Source organism: Microbulbifer maximicatervae (SeqCode) (assembly GCF_052467225.1).
Genome location: NZ_CP174303.1, coordinates 2,757,184 through 2,773,862 on the forward strand (window position 1 = coordinate 2,757,184; position 16,679 = coordinate 2,773,862).

Below are 16,679 nucleotides of genomic sequence, written 5' to 3' on the forward strand. Positions count from 1 at the left end.
AAAAAGGCATCAGCGCAATAAATTTTTGACTTATGATTACCTTCTCTGGTAGTTAGCACTTTGTTACTCCAGATATATACCCGTTTGCCCTCTGAAATTTCGAATGTGCCATTCGCCTTCGATATCGCCTTGTTTTACATATTCGTAGGGCATGACCGGGTTTTTGCCCAGCTCAGTAGTAAGTACATATTGAGGGACCGCAAAACCCGTGATGTGCCCCTGCAATGACTCATAAATCGCCTGTCCTTCCTTCAGGCTTGTCATAAAGTGAGAGACACCGACCACATTATCGCAGTGATAGAGGTAGTAGGGTCTGACTCGTATTTTTACCAGAGCGAGCATCAATTGTCGCATAACATCCGGTGAATTATTTACGCCTTTTAAAAGCACTGTTTGATTTCCTACCGGAACGCCCGCTCTCAGCAAGCGGTCGCATGCAGCGGCGGCTTCTTCTGTGACTTCTTTGGGGTGATTAAAGTGCGTGTTCAGCCACACCGGATGAAATGATGCGAGCATTTCGCACAATTCGTCGGTGATACGTTGGGGGGCCAGTACGGGAAAGCGTGAGCCAATACGAATAATTTCCACATGATTTATTGCTCTCAGCTTCTCCAATAGTTTGGCCAAGCGGTCGTTGGAATACATCAGTGGGTCGCCGCCGGTGAGTAATACATCGCGAATCTGTGGATGTGATTCTATGTAAGCAATATCCTCATCCCAGCTGGTTGCTTCGCCTTGTTCGAAATAACTTTCCGGGCCCACCGTTGTGGTATGAAATTTCCTTGTGCAATGACGGCAATAAACAGGGCAAACAGACGTTACCAGAAAGATGACGCGATCCGGGTACTTATGTACGACGCGGTTGGTTTTACGAAAGTACTGATCACCTACAGGGTCAACGTCTGCACTGTCGGGTACGATGGTTTCCTCTAGTGAGGGAACTGCCTGCAATCTAATTGGACAATTAGGGTCGTCAGGGTCCATTAAAGAGGCGTAGTAGGGTGTAATACTCCACCGATAGATTCCTTTTAGCTTTTGGATAGCGTCAGATTCAGAAGTAGAAACATTGATCCATCGCTTTAGGCCATCCAATGTGCTGATGCGATTGCGCATTTGCCAGCGCCAATCAGACCAGGCCTCGTCAGAGTTTCCCGTTACGGAACGGACTATAATGTTGCGCATAAGTATCGCCGCTTTGCTGTGCATTCATTTGTTGCTGATGGTCTGCCTCGATATCCGAGATTGCCTGTAAGGGGCTTGAACATGGATTGCCTGGATCCAGTAACTTGAAGCAATCATTATGTGTAATGAAATCTGTGGAAGGATTTGATGTTCGTAATGCTTCAAATCTCTGTAGGACTTTCTGCGATATTTTGGGCAGCCAACTTCTGAGCAACCAATTCCAGTGCATTTTGAGACCATACTACTTAGTTTCTTCAATACCCTTGTGAAGTAGGGGGGCTGTGTTTTATCTGCCGCCTTTCTAATAAAAAAAGAAGATGCGATTTTCAGCTGGTAGGTACGAAGAATACTGTTCTGTCGATAGCTTGGGAGAGAAGTGTTTTGCGCTCTAAACGCTAAATCGAGAAATTTGTAATCATCGCGATTGTATGCCTGTAGTAACACAGGTCTAAAAAGGGGTACGTCATTGGCGATATAGGGTGTAACCACACAAATTATACCAAGTATCGGTTTCACGATATTTCAATCCTATATCCCAAATATCGTTTAGTTGTTGCTCTATGCAACTTGCCTGCTACGTGAGGTAGATGTTATTTGGTCCGCACTCCTCTGTTTAATAAATATTTGCACACATTGAGTATTTTTCAACAAGTCAGTAATCGCTGGTATGGGGCCAATATGAGTGTAAAATTAGTCACGATTGTTTCTGGAGGAGTATAAAAAACAGCTGTAATACTACAATTAGATCTATTGGTATCGATAGGCTAGGTAGTTGTCGGGGCTGAAATCTAGCTCTTCTTTTATTGCTGATTTGTCAATGGGAAGACATTAGTTATCTTGGGTAGCCAGAGGGCTGACTGCTGACTGTAAAGTCCAGCATTGTATTTCGTACAGCCGCATAGTAAATAGCAGAATCCCCGCTATTTTCCAATAGCGCTATTCGTCATAAATTTGATAGTATCTAGCTGATCAAGTGATTTGACTACAATAAATTCTAATGGAGTAGAACTTGACCTATTTGTTTTTATTTTTTGCAATCATTACCGAAGTTACAGCTACCCTACTACTTAAGGCTTCCAACGGTTGGGAAAAGTGGTGGCTGGGAATGGCCTCTATCTTTTTTTATTCTCTGGCGAGTCTATTTCTTGCGTTTGTACTAAAAAATATGAATGTGGGAATGACTTATGCCATCTGGTCAGGCGTCGGTATTGCTCTTGTTTGTGCAGCTTCTGTGGTTATTTGGCAGCAAAAGTTTGACGTATACGCTGTGAGTGGTATTACTTTGATATTTATGGGTACGGCTCTAATTACTATAAAATCCACTGTGTTTGAGCAGTAGCTTTTTCCTACAGCTTTTATAGGGCGGCTTTACTCAGAGAAAGGCCGGTGAGATTGGATTTACGGTGTAAATGCATCAATGAATTGCTGGCCTCCTCCGAAGAATAGGTTTGGGGCATTCTTTGAAGTGCCTCTTTTGTCATTTAGGTAAACCTGGTTTACCGCAATAATATATATGGTGTTGCGAATTAGGCAATTTTTGCGGTTCAACGGGGTGGGCTTGGCCTATTATTATAGATGACTGTAAACCCTTTTATGATATCTCTTAAAAAGGAAGGTATGGCTGTGGTTGAGTTGTGTGTTAAGGAAGTGTTATATGAAGCAGAGCACGCACGAAAGCTATGAGACTGCAGCTGATTTACAGTTGGCCTTGATTCGAATTTATATCGGGCTCAATTTTACCCATCATTTTGCTGAGAAGTTTGGTCTGCTGGGCGCAGACGCTTACAATTTTGTTGTTCATTATTTTGAGGGGATTGGATATTCATCCTCTATGGTGATTATCTCTGGTATTTGTGCGTTCTCTGCATTTGTTGGATTTACTTTCGGTTTGTTTACGCGGTTTGCCGCTGTTGGGACTGCTCTTTATTTGATGATTGCATTATTTGAAGGGCGGCATTATCTCGCAGGTTTTTCATGGGCAAGTCATGTCAGTGGTATAGATATTAGTGGAAATATACAAACCGTTTATGGTGGGTGGGAATACCCTCTTTTTTGGGCTTTTATTTGCTTATCTTTCGTGTTAACTGGTGGCAGAAAGTGGTCTGTAGATCAATATTTGAGGAAGACAAATTCTTCGGTGTTACAGTTTCTAAGTAGGTGATCTGGATTGTCTGAAACTAGGGTAACCTATGGATAATTAGTGATTTATCGATGAGGCAATTTTTAGCTTTTGCTGATGAGGTGAGATACTCGTAGTGCAAGAAGAAATCGTTCGCCAAGATTTTTATCATCTTTGGTATGATAAAAGAGGAAGGTCAAGAACCACTGTAGGACATTTTTCAGATTTTGAATTGATTCAATACTCCAATCCTGTGCCCGAATATCACTATCGTGATTTGCCTAAAGTTATTCGAAGTGAGTTTGCAATTTTGCCTCCTTGGTGGAAAAGCGATTTTCACTCTACTCCGAACCCTCAATGGGTTATTACATTATCTGGCTGTTGGCGTACGACAACTCGGGACGGTGTTGAGGTGACATATAGGCCTGGAGATGTTCATTTTGGGGGAGATACGCCTGTTAATGGTATAGCTATTGACCAGCAGGGGCATTGTACGATTAATCCCTCCAAAACAGATCCCGCGAAATTACTTATATTAACTGTCGACTCTTTGCTTCCTGCTCCTGAAGAGTGAGTATCTGATAGTTTGCCTAATAGACTCCGGATCATATTTCCTGTAGCTATTGAAAGCTATTTTTGATTAAAAAAATCGCATATTTTAAACATTTACTTTGGCTGTTGGGTGGAATACGATTTTTCTCGAGATAATTCTATTTGTTAACTTAGGCTTTGAAAGCTGGGGAGGGTTTATGCCTGCAAAGGAGTTTTTCAGTAATGTCAAAAGTGCTTTAAAGGATTATTTTGGTAATAAGGCAACAGCGCTTTGGCATACCTTTGATGATTCTGAAGTGGCGGTGGCAGGGAACTATCAGTGTATAGATCTTGATGGTCGTGCTTGGTTGTGGACTCCTCGTGGAATGACAACGAACCGGTTAATTGTAACTGCTCACGGGTATCGCAGAACTACATCCAGTTTCAAAATAGAGCACAATGTTAACCTGCATTTTTACTCGCGTGATAAATTCAGTGTGAATGATCCTGGACTTGGGAGGTTTTATGATCGGGGGGCCAATTCTGTTGAAGATTTAGGTTTAAATGATACTTGTTTTAACTACATCCTGACGAAGTATACCAGTAGCGATACTAATAGACACAATACTAACAATGAAACTTATACTTCGATTAATGCGATTATGTCTCACAATGATAGTGATAGTCGAAGACGCAGAATTCAGAATGCTAATAATATCGGAATGGTTGCCAAGGCAAATAGCATTCAGTCCTTTCAGCCGCCCAGTATTCTAACCATAAGAAATAGACAGTTTATGGCAGCTGTAAACCTGAAGTGGGTTTTGGATACCTTGGCGAAAAGGGGCATCACTTTAATGACATTGATTGTCTCTTCTGTAGAAATACTCTTTGGACGGGCACAGTAGCTGTGATGTCGGGTCTGTCCGGAGGAGATAAATATAGTGATGATGTTGCTATAAATTAGTAGTAGAAGGGGTTGTTTTATATTGTCTATATGGCCTTTTTTTGTGCGGTAAGAGCATTTATTGATCTACTTGGTACTTTGAGATATCTCGTTGATATTTCCTTCTTTTCTGGATCTGCAGGTTGATTGCATAAAAATTACTAGTAGGGTTAATATGACCTTACTTTCTTCGTCGAAAGTAAGGTTTATATTTATAGAATAAAATTAGGACGATTTAATGAAGAAGTTGTTGTTGGGCGTTGTTTTAAGCATTTTTTCATCTGGGGTGCTGGCAGAAAATAGTAAACGAGAAAGTGTTGAAGAGCTGCTGGAAGCCTCAAATGCTGAGGCTATGGTCGATACGATTTATGCGCAAATGGATCAGATGTTTGTAGGTATGTCTGGTCAGTTGGGAGTAAAGCCTTCAGAGCGGGAGCTTTTTGATCAGCATATGAAAAAAGTTGTAGCTTTAATGAAGGATGAAATGAATTGGGAGAAAATTAAGGAGCCAATGATTGATGTTTATCTGAAGCATTACTCCGAAGAAGAGGTTCAAGATATGCTGGCATTCTTCCGTACTGAAACTGGCCAGTCGATGCTGGTTAAAATGCCTGCGGTGATGAATGACTCAATGGCTATTTCGCAGCAGATGGTGCAAAGTTTTATGCCAAAGCTGAGGGAGCTCTCTCTAGCCTTTAAGGCGGATTTAGAAGAACAAAGAGGCGCTGTGAGTGAGACAGTACAAAATTGATACTTCAACGTTCTCTAGTGGCTTATAAAAGTGGGGCCCTAGAGAACCAGTGAGGGGAACCCCCTCACTTTATACCCCTAAACTGTTCAATTTGATTAGATTTGTAAGTGAGAAGGGATCGGATCGTCAGTGTCCCGCGGGTTAGCTAGTGCGGCTTCAATGGCAGCCTGTATCCCAAGGGCGGCAGTTTCTTTTGACATGCTGGGATTGCCGATATTTTCGGGTAGTGCGGCAATCTGGGGTAGCTGAGGAAGGTGTATCCAGCCGGCGGGGATATTTAGTTGATTAGTCGCGATATAGTGAAGCGCGCCATACATCATATGGTTGCAACAAAAAGTACCCGCAGTATCAGAAATGTCGGCAGGAATACCAATATTGCGCATTGCCATAACCATTGCGCGGATAGGGAGTGTGCTGTGATAAGCGACAGGACCATTTTGTACAGTCGGCTCACCCTGCATTTCAACTCCCCGGTTATCTTTCAGGTTATATCTGGTGGAGTCATTATAATTTTGTGCAATTCTCTCAGCCGTAATGATTGCACGGCCACTGTACTCTCCTAACATCACCACTAATTGCGGTTCTATTTCTTCAATAGCATCTGTGACAACTTCAATGCTTTCAAAGAAATTGTTGGGTATCAAAAGACCATGAATATCACCATTGGCTATTCGTGTTCCGTCCAGCATACGCATAACTGACTCAGCTGGATTTATCGGTGTGTTACCAAAGGGCTCAAAGCCAGTCAATAAAACTTTTGCCATAGAGATATTATCGTAAATAGATACAGAAAGATTGATATATTGTTAGTTGTCAAAGGTAGCGTTGTGCAGGCTACCTTTGACTGGTTCGTGGTCGGCTATTCAACTAAACCTAATTGCTCCAGGAAAGTGTATTTATCCCAGTCCACCCAGCTTTCCACCATTTTTCCATCTTTATATCTATCGGTATGCACGCCAGTCCAACTGCTGGTTTTTCCTGTTGCGTCATACTGTAGGAATTTTCCCGTATGGGTGGCGGTTATCCTCCAGCGGGTGCAGACGTAATCTCCCTCAGAAATTTGCAGCAGAATTTCTAACTTTGTATTGGAGAATCCCTGGTGAAAATCTGCGACAAGTTGCTGCCATCCTTGTACTGTTAGCGCTGAAGTGTCGCCTCCAGCATAAGGCATTTGGTGGTTTTTATAATCCGGTGATAAATAATCTGTCGCTTTGTCGGGGAAGTTGTCCCCCCACAATTCCAGTATCGCTTTTGATGTCTCTTTGTGATTGTTCGCCATTTTTGTCCCACTGTCAGTTAGGTCGGAATTTGGTAGCCCAAGCATAGTTCAGTGAATTTAAGGGGGGAGTGAATCGAAGTGGGATTGAATTCAATATTGATAGTCGATTGATATGAGTTGGCGCAGATTACATGATAAATAAATATATTGAGTAACTACTTTAAGCTTTATAGGGAGTTGTGCGTTCTGCGAACTTTAATAGAGTATTCAACTGCTGGGTTTTAGTGGCACTAGGCTTTTTAAGGTCTGGTTCGGCCAGTTCTTTATGGGTAAAACTATGACAAGTAGCGCAATCAAAGCCTTACTAAAGCGTCGTCGAATGCTACCCGTTTTGATACTTGGTGGAATTTTAATGGCTGTGTCGCTGGTGGCCAGTCGACAGAAACCACAAAGATACGAAGGGCAAGTTCCGGAGCTGCTGGTGGAAGCTATCGAAGTGAAGCGAATGCCTATTCGAGCTGAAACTGTTGCTTTTGGAGAGGTGATGCCGAGCCTTACCCTTGAGGCAAACTCTGAAGTTGGTGGTCGTGTGGTTTCAGTGTCGGCTGATTTGGAACCTGGCGCAATAATATCTGCCGGGGCACCAATCCTAAATATTGACGAAACCAGCTATCAATTGGCCGTTGCTCAAGCGGAGAGTGACCTGGCTGTTTATCGCGCAAAATTGCAAGAACTGGAGGTTGAAAAGGCTAATAGACAGCTTTCGTTGGAAATAGCTCAGAGGACACTGGAATTAGGGGAACAGGAATTACAGCGAAAAGAGCAGTTGGCGGTTAAGGGGATTGTTTCTCGCTCAGCGGCTGATGCGGAGGAGCAACGGGTATTGAAGTTGCGACAAGAAGTTGAACTTCAAAAGGGTAATCTCTCCCTCTTTCCCACTCGTAGGCAGGTGATAAAGGCCCAGGTAAGTCGTGCTGAAGCGCTGCTCGATGAAAGTCGCTACCAGTTATCGCGAACCCGGATAAGCCTGCCCTATAACGTGCGGATCGGTGATGTCTATGTGGAGGCTGGCCAGTCTGTTGCCCATGGGACTCCGCTTTTTGTCGCTTATGGCATGGATCAGGTGGAGGTTTCAGCCGAACTGACAATGACTCAAATAGTGCCTCTTTTTCGGAGTATTGAATCTCCCAGTGATCAAACTCTCTCGCCTGACGACTTCTCAGATGCCTTATTGGGATTGGAGGCCAGGGTTGGATTGGTAGGTGGTATTAAACCGGTGGAATGGCGGGGCAGGGTAGTGAGAGTTGGAGGTACCATGGATACCACAAGCAGAACTCTATCCGTAGTGGTTGCAGTGGATAACCCTTATCGAAATATAGTAGCCGAGGGTCGGCCGCCCCTATTTCGTGGTATGTATGCCCGGATTAAGCTTATTGCACCTCCTTCGCCAGCTTTGGTTATCCCTCGCAGAGCCATGCATGAAGGGCGGGTCTACTTGGCTGAAAATAATCAATTGAAGATTCGCACCATAACGGTGGACTACTACCAGGGTGATCTAGCTGTTGTTCGCTCTGGCTTGGTGCCTGGAGATCAGGTGATAACTACTGATGTTATCCCAGCAATCAGCGGGACGGCAGTATCTGTCATCGATGTCAAAAAGGGAGTTTCAGACCTGGCCGTGGCAGCAGAGGAAGTTGGCGAGTGATTTGCTTTTTTGCGATCCACCCAACTGCTGCCAATTTGCTTATGGTGGGTTTAATGCTGGCTGGCTTTTTCGTATTGCCGACGATGAAGCGAGAGACTATGCCGGAAATCGACAAGTTCGAAGTACAAGTCTCAGTATTTTATCCTGGTGCAGCTACCGCTGAGGTCGAAGACAGTATCTGCCTCCCCCTCGAAGAGGCAACGGATGGCATCCCATTTATTGATGAGCGCCGTTGTGAAGCTGCAGACAATCTTGGCGTGATGAAACTGAAAATGCAGGAAGCAGGTGATATGGGGCAGTTTCTTGCCGACATTGAATCTGCAGTAGATGCGATAGACTCCCTTCCTGCTGAGAGCGAAAGGCCAGTCATAGAAGAGCTGGGACGTACCCAGCCGGTGGTGAGTGTTGCCCTAAGCGCAGATTTGCCTTTGATCCAGCTCAACCAATTGGCCGAGCACTATCGCCGAGAGTTGCTTCGTCATCCGTTGGTGCCCATTGTCAAAATTTCCGGTTTTTCAGACCATCAATTGCAAGTGGAAATTTCAGATTACAATTTGCGACAGTATGGACTGAGTGTTGCCGATCTTGCCGCAATTATTGATAAGCAGGCAATTGATATGCCCGCCGGTAAGGTAACTGCACCTGATCGGGAGTATCAGGTTCGTTTTACCGAAAAGCGGCGCACCGCAGCAGAGCTTGAAGAACTTATTGTTGTCAAAGGAATGGATGGCGCAGAGGTGCGATTGGGCGATATTGCCACTATCCACGACAGTTTTGAAAAGGAGGAGGACAAAATCACTTTTGATGGGCAGCGAGCCGCATTGCTTGTTGTTCAGAAAAACAGCGTGGATGACAGTTTGAGAGTATTGGAAGCGGTTCGCGAATTTGTACAAGCGGAAAATGCCCGTTTGCCGGAAGAAATGCGGTTGATTCTTACTCAGGATAGCGCCTCAATTGTTGCTGATCGTTTAAGGATGATTATTATCAACGCCTGGCAAGGGCTTATTCTTGTTGCGCTGACCCTCTATTTGTTTTTTAGCGGGCGATATGTGTTTTGGGTGGTGATGGGCTTGCCCGTTTCATTTCTCGGCGCCTTTGCTGTGATTACTGCTTTGGGTATATCCATCAATATGATCAGCTTGGTGGGGCTGCTGATTGCAATTGGCATCTTGATGGATGATGCCATTGTGCTTTCGGAAAGTATCGCCACCGAATACCGGGATGGCCGTACACCTCTTCAGGCGGTGGTTATCGGAACCAAGCGTGTTGCAAGGGGGGTTATCTCCTCATTTGTTACTACGGTGATCGTTTTTTCTGGATTAGCTTTTATCAAAGGGGACATGGGGCAGGTCCTCAAAGTTTTGCCAGTTGTTTTGATCTCTGTACTAGTGGTTAGCCTGATTGAAGCCTTTCTTATTCTCCCCGCCCATTTGCGTCATGCCCTTTCGTACAAGGAAAACCCACCAGCCTGGAAAATCGCTTTTGCTCAGCGGTTTGAGTTGTGGAGAGAGTATGTCGGGCGTGTCGCTGATAAAGCGGTGGAATACCGATATGCTTTTGTCGGCGGCGTAGTGGGACTATTTTTTGTTACGGTGAGTTTACTTCCTGCGGGGTTAGTTAAATTCCAAGGGTTTCCTACATTGGAGGGAGATTTACTACAGGCCCGAATTCTAATGCCCCAAGGAACCTCCCTCGTAGAAATGGAAAAGTTGGTGGCGTATCAAAAAAAGGCCCTGCATCTAGTTGCTGAAAACCTCTCAGGGAAAGAGGTGGCGCCACTTATCGAGCACATTAGTGTTACTTATGGGGTGAATGGCGATGCTTTTGAGAGTGGGGCTCATGTAGCCACAATAAATGTCGATCTACTGGCTGCAGAGGTTCGCCATACAAGTATCAGTGAGTTACGTCAGGCCTGGAGTAAGGTTGCTGGCGATATCCCTGGTGCGATCGCGATTTTGTATAAGGAGCCATCGCCTGGTCCAGCTGGACGAGCTATTTACCTTCGCTTGGCCGGGCTGGATATTGATCAGCTAAAAGGAATATCTATACGCCTACAAAACTGGCTGCGCAGTTACGAAGGAGTGGTGAATGTACTAGATGACCTGCGTCCTGGTAAGCCACAGCTGACGGTCCGAATGCGGGAGGGGGTTTATGCTTCTGGTATTGATGCCAGTGTTGTGGCCTCTCAACTGAGGGCTGCCTATCAGGGCACAGAGATTGATGAAGTGCAGTATCAGGGAGAGACATACGAAATTCGTGTTCGAATGGATGAGCCATCTCGCAGTGCGCTGTCACGATTTGACGAGCTTGTCATTATCCATCCTGAAACAAGGCAGCGTGTACCCTTGATGGCAATTGCCGATATTGAAATGCACCGGGACTATGCGCGTATCCAGAGAATAAATGGTGAGCGTGTTGTTACGGTCTTTGCAGATGTTTTTACAGAGAGGGCCAATGCCAGTGAAATTCTGCTGGATACCCAGCAGAACTTTTTTGCACCATTGGAGCAGGAATTTCCGGGCCTAAGGGTAACCATGAAGGGAGAGATTGAAAATAGTCTCATTACAGGTCTATCGATGGGTAAGGCCTTGTTGATCGGGGCAATAGGCATCTATTTACTACTGTCGCTTCAATTTCGTAGTTATACCGAACCTGTAATTGTGATGATAGCGATTCCCCTGGCTTTAATAGGTGTAGTCTGGGGACATATTATTATGGGGCAGAATATGACGATGCCCAGCATGATGGGATTTGTCTCTCTCACTGGAATTGTGGTGAATGATTCAATCCTGTTAGTAGAGTTTGTGAAGCTTCGCGTCCGAAAGGGAATGGACGTTCACACGGCGGCGAGTCAAGCCAGTCGCGACCGGTTCAGGGCTATTTTCCTTACCTCACTGACAACAGTGGCCGGATTGTTGCCACTGATGTTCGAAACCAGCCTTCAAGCCCAGATACTGATTCCACTGGTAACCAGTATTGTATTTGGGATTAGTAGTTCAACCGTTTTGATTCTGTTAGTCCTGCCAGCCCTTTATGGCATTCTTAAGGACTTTGGCTTAACTGAGCGAATTCAGGAGCCGCTAGACCGATTACCTGAAGATATCGCCGCTTCTACGACTTAAATAATCTTAATTGTTGAAGTGAAAAAGTAGCTGGAATGAGTGGTAGAAGAAGGAAGATAAAGAGAAAGCAGTGGTAATACTTTGAGCTCCGGGAAGAATTATTCATCAATTCTTAATTAGCGCACTTGTACGAGTATCCAACATAGGGTTTCGGAGTTGTTTTAAGTAGTCGAATGTTTCATGTACGTCACGGAATAAGTAGCGAATAGTCCTTGTTGTCCCCTTTACTTCAATTGATAATCAGGAAGATAAATTTGAACTTGCCTTCTTTTGTACAGATTCACTCTCAAAATGATTAGAAAATACAATAAAAATGACTATCCACGTGTGCTGGATATATATGCCCGTTCAAAACTCGATGAGCTACGGTTTGAAAGCCGGAGTTTCAATCTGCTGCCGCTGGATAAAGATCAAAAACGTTTGGCCCAGCTGATGGAGTCGGATATTTATGTGTACGAAAAAGGTGATGTTCTTGGCTATGGTGCGCGATATAAAAATGAGATTCGTGCACTGTTTGTGCATCCTTCGTTTAGAGGTCAGGGGGTAGGGCGGGAGTTGCTGGAGTACCTGTTAGGGGAAATCAGTGGCGCTGTACACCTGCAGGTTGCCAAGACCAATGACCCGGTGAAAAACCTGTATCGCAAATATGGTTTTGTGGTGACCAGGGAGCTGCAAACTACCTACAGCGGGGTCCCAGTACTTGCCAATGAGATGGTTCGCCCCCCCAGCGCCAACTAAATACACAAACACCTATGCTACAGGAGTGTCAGCAGGCGTTGTTCTGAAAACATTCCTCCAGGAACCTCCAAAAGGCATCCAGCTTGGCGGAGGCGGCTCTTCTCTGCTGATACACCGCAAAAAGTGGCCTGCTTGATTGCTGCCAATCCGGCAGAACCTGAACCAAGTTACCCGCCGTCATATCCCGCTCTACCAAATAATCGTAAAGGCAAGCTATACCGGCGCCAGACAGGGCTGCTTGGTAGAGGGAATAGTAGTTATTACTTGAAAAGTAGGGCTTGGGGGCAATCGTGATCGATTCCTGCCCCTTTTGAAATGTCCAGGAAAGTGGATCGCGGCTGTACTTGTAACACAGTAGTTGGAATTTATTGAGTTGGTCCGGGGAGGAAAAAGACTTAATCCTTGCCAGGTATTCGGGAGATGCTACCAGGAGCCGATCGTGCCGGCCGATTTGATGAGAGTAGAGTGTTGACTGGGGCTGCGCAGGTTGGGAGCGCAATGCCAGGTCAAACCCTTCACCGGTAAGATCCCGAAGCTGATCATCCAGAATCAGATCCAAACGGATATCTGGGTGCTCAGTTGTAAACTTCGGGAGCCTAGGTGCCAGCCAGAACTGCCCCAGAGCCGTTGGGGCGGTAATCCGCAACAGTCCAGAGGGCTGCCCTTTGGAGCTGGTTAGGCGCTCTTCCACTTCCCTAAGATCATTAAGGACACGCTCTGTGGTTTCCAGGTAGTCCCGCCCCGCATCCGTAAGGCTTTGGGATCGGGTAGTACGGTGAATTAGCCGAGTACCCAGTCGCTGCTCAAGCTGTTGGATGGCCTTGCTCACAGCGGACACCGTGGACCCCAATTCCCGGGCGGCACGGGTAAATGACCCCAATCGCGCCACCGTAGTGAACACCTGAATTAAGTGGAACCGGTCCAAAGGAACCTCCAATAATTTCCTGGCAGGAAAAAGTGAATATCAAAATTATGCTATTAACGCATTTATAGGAAAAAGTCACAATATCTTGGCAGATCGACAAGTTAAGAAGGGTTTCTGATGAGAGTGATTGTATTGCTATGCCTGATTTTGGTTCCCAGCGCCTTTACGCTGGCCGAGGCACTGCCAAACAGCCAGCCATTTCACGTCAAGGGGGGTGATTTTAAGTTGCCAGTGGGTTGGCACTTTGGGGAGGTTGCGGGGGTGGTCCGCAGGGAGAATGGCCACTTTGTTGTGTTTCACCGAGGGTCTCATTCGCTGTTGGAGTTCGATGGAAAGCGGCGCTTTGTTCGCGAAATCGGTGCGGGACTGTTTGAAAATCCGCATGGTCTTCGTATAGACCATAAGGGCAATATTTGGACTACCGATACTGCCACGCACCTGGTATTGAAATTTGCACCTGATGGCGAAGTAGCCATGGTATTGGGGAAGCGAGGTGCAGCCAGTGAAGGCTGGTTTGATCGCGACTACAACTTGGTGCTGTTCGATCAGCCCCAAGATGTGGCAGTGGATAGAAATGGATTTATCTATGTGGTGGATAAAGGCAACAGTCGCATTGTAAAGCTGGATAAGAATGGCCTTTTGGTAACCACCTGGGGTGGTCAGGGGGAGGCCCCTGGAGAGTTTAATTTCCCTCACTCCATTGTGATTGATTCTGAGGGGCAGTTATATATTGCCGATCGTGAAAACCGCAGGCTACAGATCTTTGATTCACAGGGTAAATATTTAACTCAATGGCGTGGAATAGGTTACCCCTATGTCCTCTTTCTCAAAGGTGATGCTTTGTGGATGACAGATGCGCGGGCCGAGGAAGTGCGACAGTACGACCTGTCTGGTGATCTCAAAATGCGCTATCAGGGCCAGCCTGGGCGGGGACAAAAGCAATTTGGCTTTGTACATGGGATCTATGTGGATGACGACGGACTTTGGGTGTCCCATATCTTGAATTGGAGCATTAATCGCTTACTGCCAGCGGATACACTACCCGCTCCGGTCATGTAGCTTTTCTTTCAAAATTCACCTGGGAGTATTTATGCCTCACTGTGTTATCCAGTGTCCTTCTAACCTACTTGAGTCGGTAGATGTTGATAGCTTACTAACTTCTATCCATGCCGCTGCAGATCAGTCTGCACTCTTTGAGTCGGGGGATATTAAAGTTCGTTTGTTACCTGTCGAGCACTATTTGGTTGGACCTGAACCAGCACCGTTTGTACACCTGGAATGCAGTCTGCTTTCTGGTAGAAGTATTGAGCAGCGACAAAACTTGGCTCATTTACTAGCCAAGGCACTGTGTGCAGCCGTACCCGATGTGGAGATGGTTTCTGTAGAGGTCCGCGAGATTGTGCGGGCTACATATTGTAATCGCGCTGCATTGGAGCTTGCAGTGTAGCTTATTTCCCGTGTTTAAGAGTGCCGGGGTGAACTACAAGAAAGCTTCGGCAAAAGGTACTCATTCGCACAAGTGGAGGGCTTGGCCCCCACTTGTGCACTTTCAAGCCGGTTAGAGGCAGTAGCCCCCATCAACCTTCAGGTGTGCATTTCGCATACCGACTGAGTGATCTGTGGCCAGGTAGTGGATTGCTGGCACTATGTCATCTACCTCAAGCGCCCGGCCCAGTGGCGTTACCACCATACTCTCTGAGAGACTTTGAATGTCTGATTGGCTCATGCCGGCTTTTTCCTGGATTTCGGTCAGGGTGATTCCGGGGCGTACGCTATTTATACGAATTCCCCTCACCGCTAACTCCGCATTCAGGACCTGGGCATAACCTTCAATGGCAGACTTACTCGCACTATAAGCGGAAGTTCCCGAAAAAGTTTTCTCTACGGCAATACTCGAAAGCAAAACCACGCTGGAGGGGTTATTCATCACCGGTAGTAATTTTTGCAGCGTGAAAAAAGGCCCCTTCACATTGATATCAAAAGTGTGATCGAAGAGGGCTTCATCGGTTTCCTCAAATATCCCAGGTTTGAAAATACCGGCATTCAAGATAAGGGCATCCAGTTTAACCTCATCGTTTTGCAGTTTGTTTCCCAGTTGATCAATTTGGTCGAGTTTTCCGCTATCACATAGGTGGCAGGTCAGCTGGCCGCTACTCCCAAAGAGGCCCGCGATATCCTCGGCTGTTTGTTCCAGTTTTTCAGCGTTTCGGCCCGTGATGATGACTTGCCAGCCCTCGGTTAAAAAGTGCTTAGCTGTTGCGAGTCCAATACCGGCAGTGCCACCAGTGATTGCGATGGTTTTTGTTCTCTGCTGGTGTCCCATAGATCCTCTCTTGCGATTGTAATGGTGCAATGAATGGCAGTTGCCAAGATTAGGCTTAGGAGGATATGTTGTTATACTGGTATCAATAAGGCACCATTAGGGCAACACTTTGATTCTAATTTGGAAGCAGTGAGGCAGAATGCAGCATCTACATCAATACTTGGGACATTTGTACGTCTTCCGGTTGGTCATTGAGCAAGGCAGTTTTCAGGGGGCTGCTAATCAGCTGGGCTTACCTCGCTCATCAGTCAGCAAGAAGCTGGCACAGCTGGAGGGGTTTGTTGATCAGCGTCTATTGCACAGAAGTACGCGGCAATTGCGCCTTACGGATGCCGGTGCTGCTTTGTTGGAAGCAACGGAGACAATGGCTCAGCTAATGAGCAATACCGAACACCTGATCCTCTCCCACCAGGATGAAGCTGTTGGTAGAGTTAAGATAAGTTGCTCTACCTTAATGGGGCAGCGGTACTTATTGCCATCCATACCATTACTAAAGCAACGCTACCCAAAAATTACTTTTCAAGTGAACTTAAGCGATAGGGTTGTGAACTTACTGGATGAAGGCGTTGATATTGCCATTCGCACTGGGCACTTGCCGGACTCTTCATTGGTAGCGCGCCGAATAGGTGAAAAGCGTTGGGGGTGGTTTGCCAGCCCGGATTATTTGGCGAGTAGGGGGGAACCTAATTCTCCAGATGATTTAAGCCAGCATCAATGCTTAGTGTTTAGTAACCAAACAACAACCATTGATCACTGGCACTTTTCTAACGATGGTAGTGAAATAAAGACCATTCCCATTGATCCGGCGATGGTAGTCGATGATGGCCGTACATTGGTTGAATTAGCTACAATGGGTCAAGGTATAGTTATGATTGATCCTCTTCTGGTGCGCCGGGAATTAGCGGAGGGCAAGTTGATGCCTATCTTTCAGCAATGGAGAAGCCCTGAGCTGCAACCGATCCATCTAGTGTGCTTGGGAAGGTCTATAAGAAGTAAAGCGGTAGAGGTAGTTTGGCAGGCATTGGTTGAGGGCTTGCAGAGGGATTTAATTCAGCCTTAAAAGCAAATATGGCAGGGTTTTACGTATCATCTCTTTTGTTCTTTTGAATTTCCTGAAGCTT

16 protein-coding genes are annotated in these 16,679 nt (G+C 45.9%); 11 read left to right on the top strand and 5 right to left on the bottom strand.

The annotated features are described in order from the left end of the window. Window positions 1–63: 63 nt before the first annotated feature. The gene (locus ACJJIZ_RS12140) at window positions 64–1,182 is read right to left on the bottom strand and encodes a KamA family radical SAM protein (RefSeq protein WP_444913554.1); all 1,119 of its coding nucleotides are present in this window, start codon (window positions 1,180–1,182) and stop codon (window positions 64–66) included. Between the two features lie 1,009 nt (window positions 1,183–2,191). Here ACJJIZ_RS12140 and ACJJIZ_RS12145 point away from each other — a divergent pair. The 5 genes from ACJJIZ_RS12145 (at window position 2,192) to ACJJIZ_RS12165 (ending at window position 5,526) form a co-directional block, all read left to right on the top strand. Further along, the gene (locus ACJJIZ_RS12145) at window positions 2,192–2,521 is read left to right on the top strand and encodes a DMT family transporter (protein WP_444913555.1); all 330 of its coding nucleotides are present in this window, start codon (window positions 2,192–2,194) and stop codon (window positions 2,519–2,521) included. Between the two features lie 315 nt (window positions 2,522–2,836). Further along, on the top strand, window positions 2,837–3,343 hold the full coding sequence (locus ACJJIZ_RS12150; RefSeq protein ID WP_444905513.1) for a DoxX family protein: 507 nt from the start codon (window positions 2,837–2,839) through the stop codon (window positions 3,341–3,343). 94 nt (window positions 3,344–3,437) lie between these two features. Continuing rightward, window positions 3,438–3,875, top strand: coding sequence for a cupin domain-containing protein (locus ACJJIZ_RS12155; RefSeq protein WP_444913556.1), 438 nt, complete (start codon window positions 3,438–3,440; stop codon window positions 3,873–3,875). Between the two features lie 175 nt (window positions 3,876–4,050). After that, window positions 4,051–4,737 carry a putative adhesin gene (locus tag ACJJIZ_RS12160; RefSeq protein WP_444913557.1) on the top strand — a complete coding sequence of 229 codons (687 nt, stop codon included), beginning with the start codon at window positions 4,051–4,053 and terminating at the stop codon, window positions 4,735–4,737. 276 nt (window positions 4,738–5,013) lie between these two features. Continuing rightward, on the top strand, window positions 5,014–5,526 hold the full coding sequence (locus ACJJIZ_RS12165; protein ID WP_444913558.1) for a DUF2059 domain-containing protein: 513 nt from the start codon (window positions 5,014–5,016) through the stop codon (window positions 5,524–5,526). A 95-nt stretch (window positions 5,527–5,621) separates the two neighbouring features. Here ACJJIZ_RS12165 and pcp read toward each other — a convergent pair whose 3' ends face one another. Together pcp and ACJJIZ_RS12175 are read right to left on the bottom strand one after the other, a co-directional pair. Next, window positions 5,622–6,290, bottom strand: coding sequence for a pyroglutamyl-peptidase I (gene pcp / locus ACJJIZ_RS12170; protein ID WP_444913559.1), 669 nt, complete (start codon window positions 6,288–6,290; stop codon window positions 5,622–5,624). A 95-nt stretch (window positions 6,291–6,385) separates the two neighbouring features. Next, window positions 6,386–6,805 carry an ester cyclase gene (locus ACJJIZ_RS12175; protein ID WP_444913560.1) on the bottom strand — a complete coding sequence of 140 codons (420 nt, stop codon included), beginning with the start codon at window positions 6,803–6,805 and terminating at the stop codon, window positions 6,386–6,388. 277 nt (window positions 6,806–7,082) lie between these two features. On the opposite strand from ACJJIZ_RS12175, the gene ACJJIZ_RS12180 reads away from it, so the two are divergent. From ACJJIZ_RS12180 to ACJJIZ_RS12190, 3 genes are all read left to right on the top strand, one after another. Then, window positions 7,083–8,450 carry an efflux RND transporter periplasmic adaptor subunit gene (locus ACJJIZ_RS12180; protein WP_444913561.1) on the top strand — a complete coding sequence of 456 codons (1,368 nt, stop codon included), beginning with the start codon at window positions 7,083–7,085 and terminating at the stop codon, window positions 8,448–8,450. Then, complete coding sequence (locus ACJJIZ_RS12185) at window positions 8,447–11,572, top strand: efflux RND transporter permease subunit (RefSeq protein ID WP_444913562.1); 3,126 nt, start codon at window positions 8,447–8,449, stop codon at window positions 11,570–11,572. The genes ACJJIZ_RS12180 and ACJJIZ_RS12185 overlap by 4 nt, the downstream gene beginning before the upstream one ends. Before the next feature lie 291 nt (window positions 11,573–11,863). Further along, window positions 11,864–12,310, top strand: a complete 447-nt coding sequence (locus tag ACJJIZ_RS12190; protein WP_444913563.1) for a GNAT family N-acetyltransferase — start codon at window positions 11,864–11,866, stop codon at window positions 12,308–12,310. 28 nt (window positions 12,311–12,338) lie between these two features. Here the strand turns inward: ACJJIZ_RS12190 and ACJJIZ_RS12195 are convergent, their stop codons facing one another. Then, a complete protein-coding gene (locus tag ACJJIZ_RS12195; RefSeq protein WP_444913564.1) occupies window positions 12,339–13,235 on the bottom strand; it encodes a LysR family transcriptional regulator in 897 nt (298 codons plus the stop codon). Window positions 13,236–13,352: 117 nt separating this feature from the next. Between ACJJIZ_RS12195 and ACJJIZ_RS12200 the strand changes: the two genes are divergently transcribed. Next, a complete protein-coding gene (locus ACJJIZ_RS12200; protein ID WP_444913565.1) occupies window positions 13,353–14,294 on the top strand; it encodes a peptidyl-alpha-hydroxyglycine alpha-amidating lyase family protein in 942 nt (313 codons plus the stop codon). Window positions 14,295–14,325: 31 nt separating this feature from the next. After that, window positions 14,326–14,682 carry a 5-carboxymethyl-2-hydroxymuconate Delta-isomerase gene (locus ACJJIZ_RS12205; protein ID WP_444913566.1) on the top strand — a complete coding sequence of 119 codons (357 nt, stop codon included), beginning with the start codon at window positions 14,326–14,328 and terminating at the stop codon, window positions 14,680–14,682. Between the two features lie 111 nt (window positions 14,683–14,793). Here the strand turns inward: ACJJIZ_RS12205 and ACJJIZ_RS12210 are convergent, their stop codons facing one another. Next, a complete protein-coding gene (locus ACJJIZ_RS12210) occupies window positions 14,794–15,558 on the bottom strand; it encodes an SDR family NAD(P)-dependent oxidoreductase (protein WP_444913567.1) in 765 nt (254 codons plus the stop codon). Between the two features lie 139 nt (window positions 15,559–15,697). Between ACJJIZ_RS12210 and ACJJIZ_RS12215 the strand changes: the two genes are divergently transcribed. Then, window positions 15,698–16,618 (top strand): LysR family transcriptional regulator, encoded by a 921-nt coding sequence (locus ACJJIZ_RS12215; RefSeq protein WP_444905499.1) that lies wholly within the window; start codon window positions 15,698–15,700, stop codon window positions 16,616–16,618. Window positions 16,619–16,679: the final 61 nt, after the last annotated feature.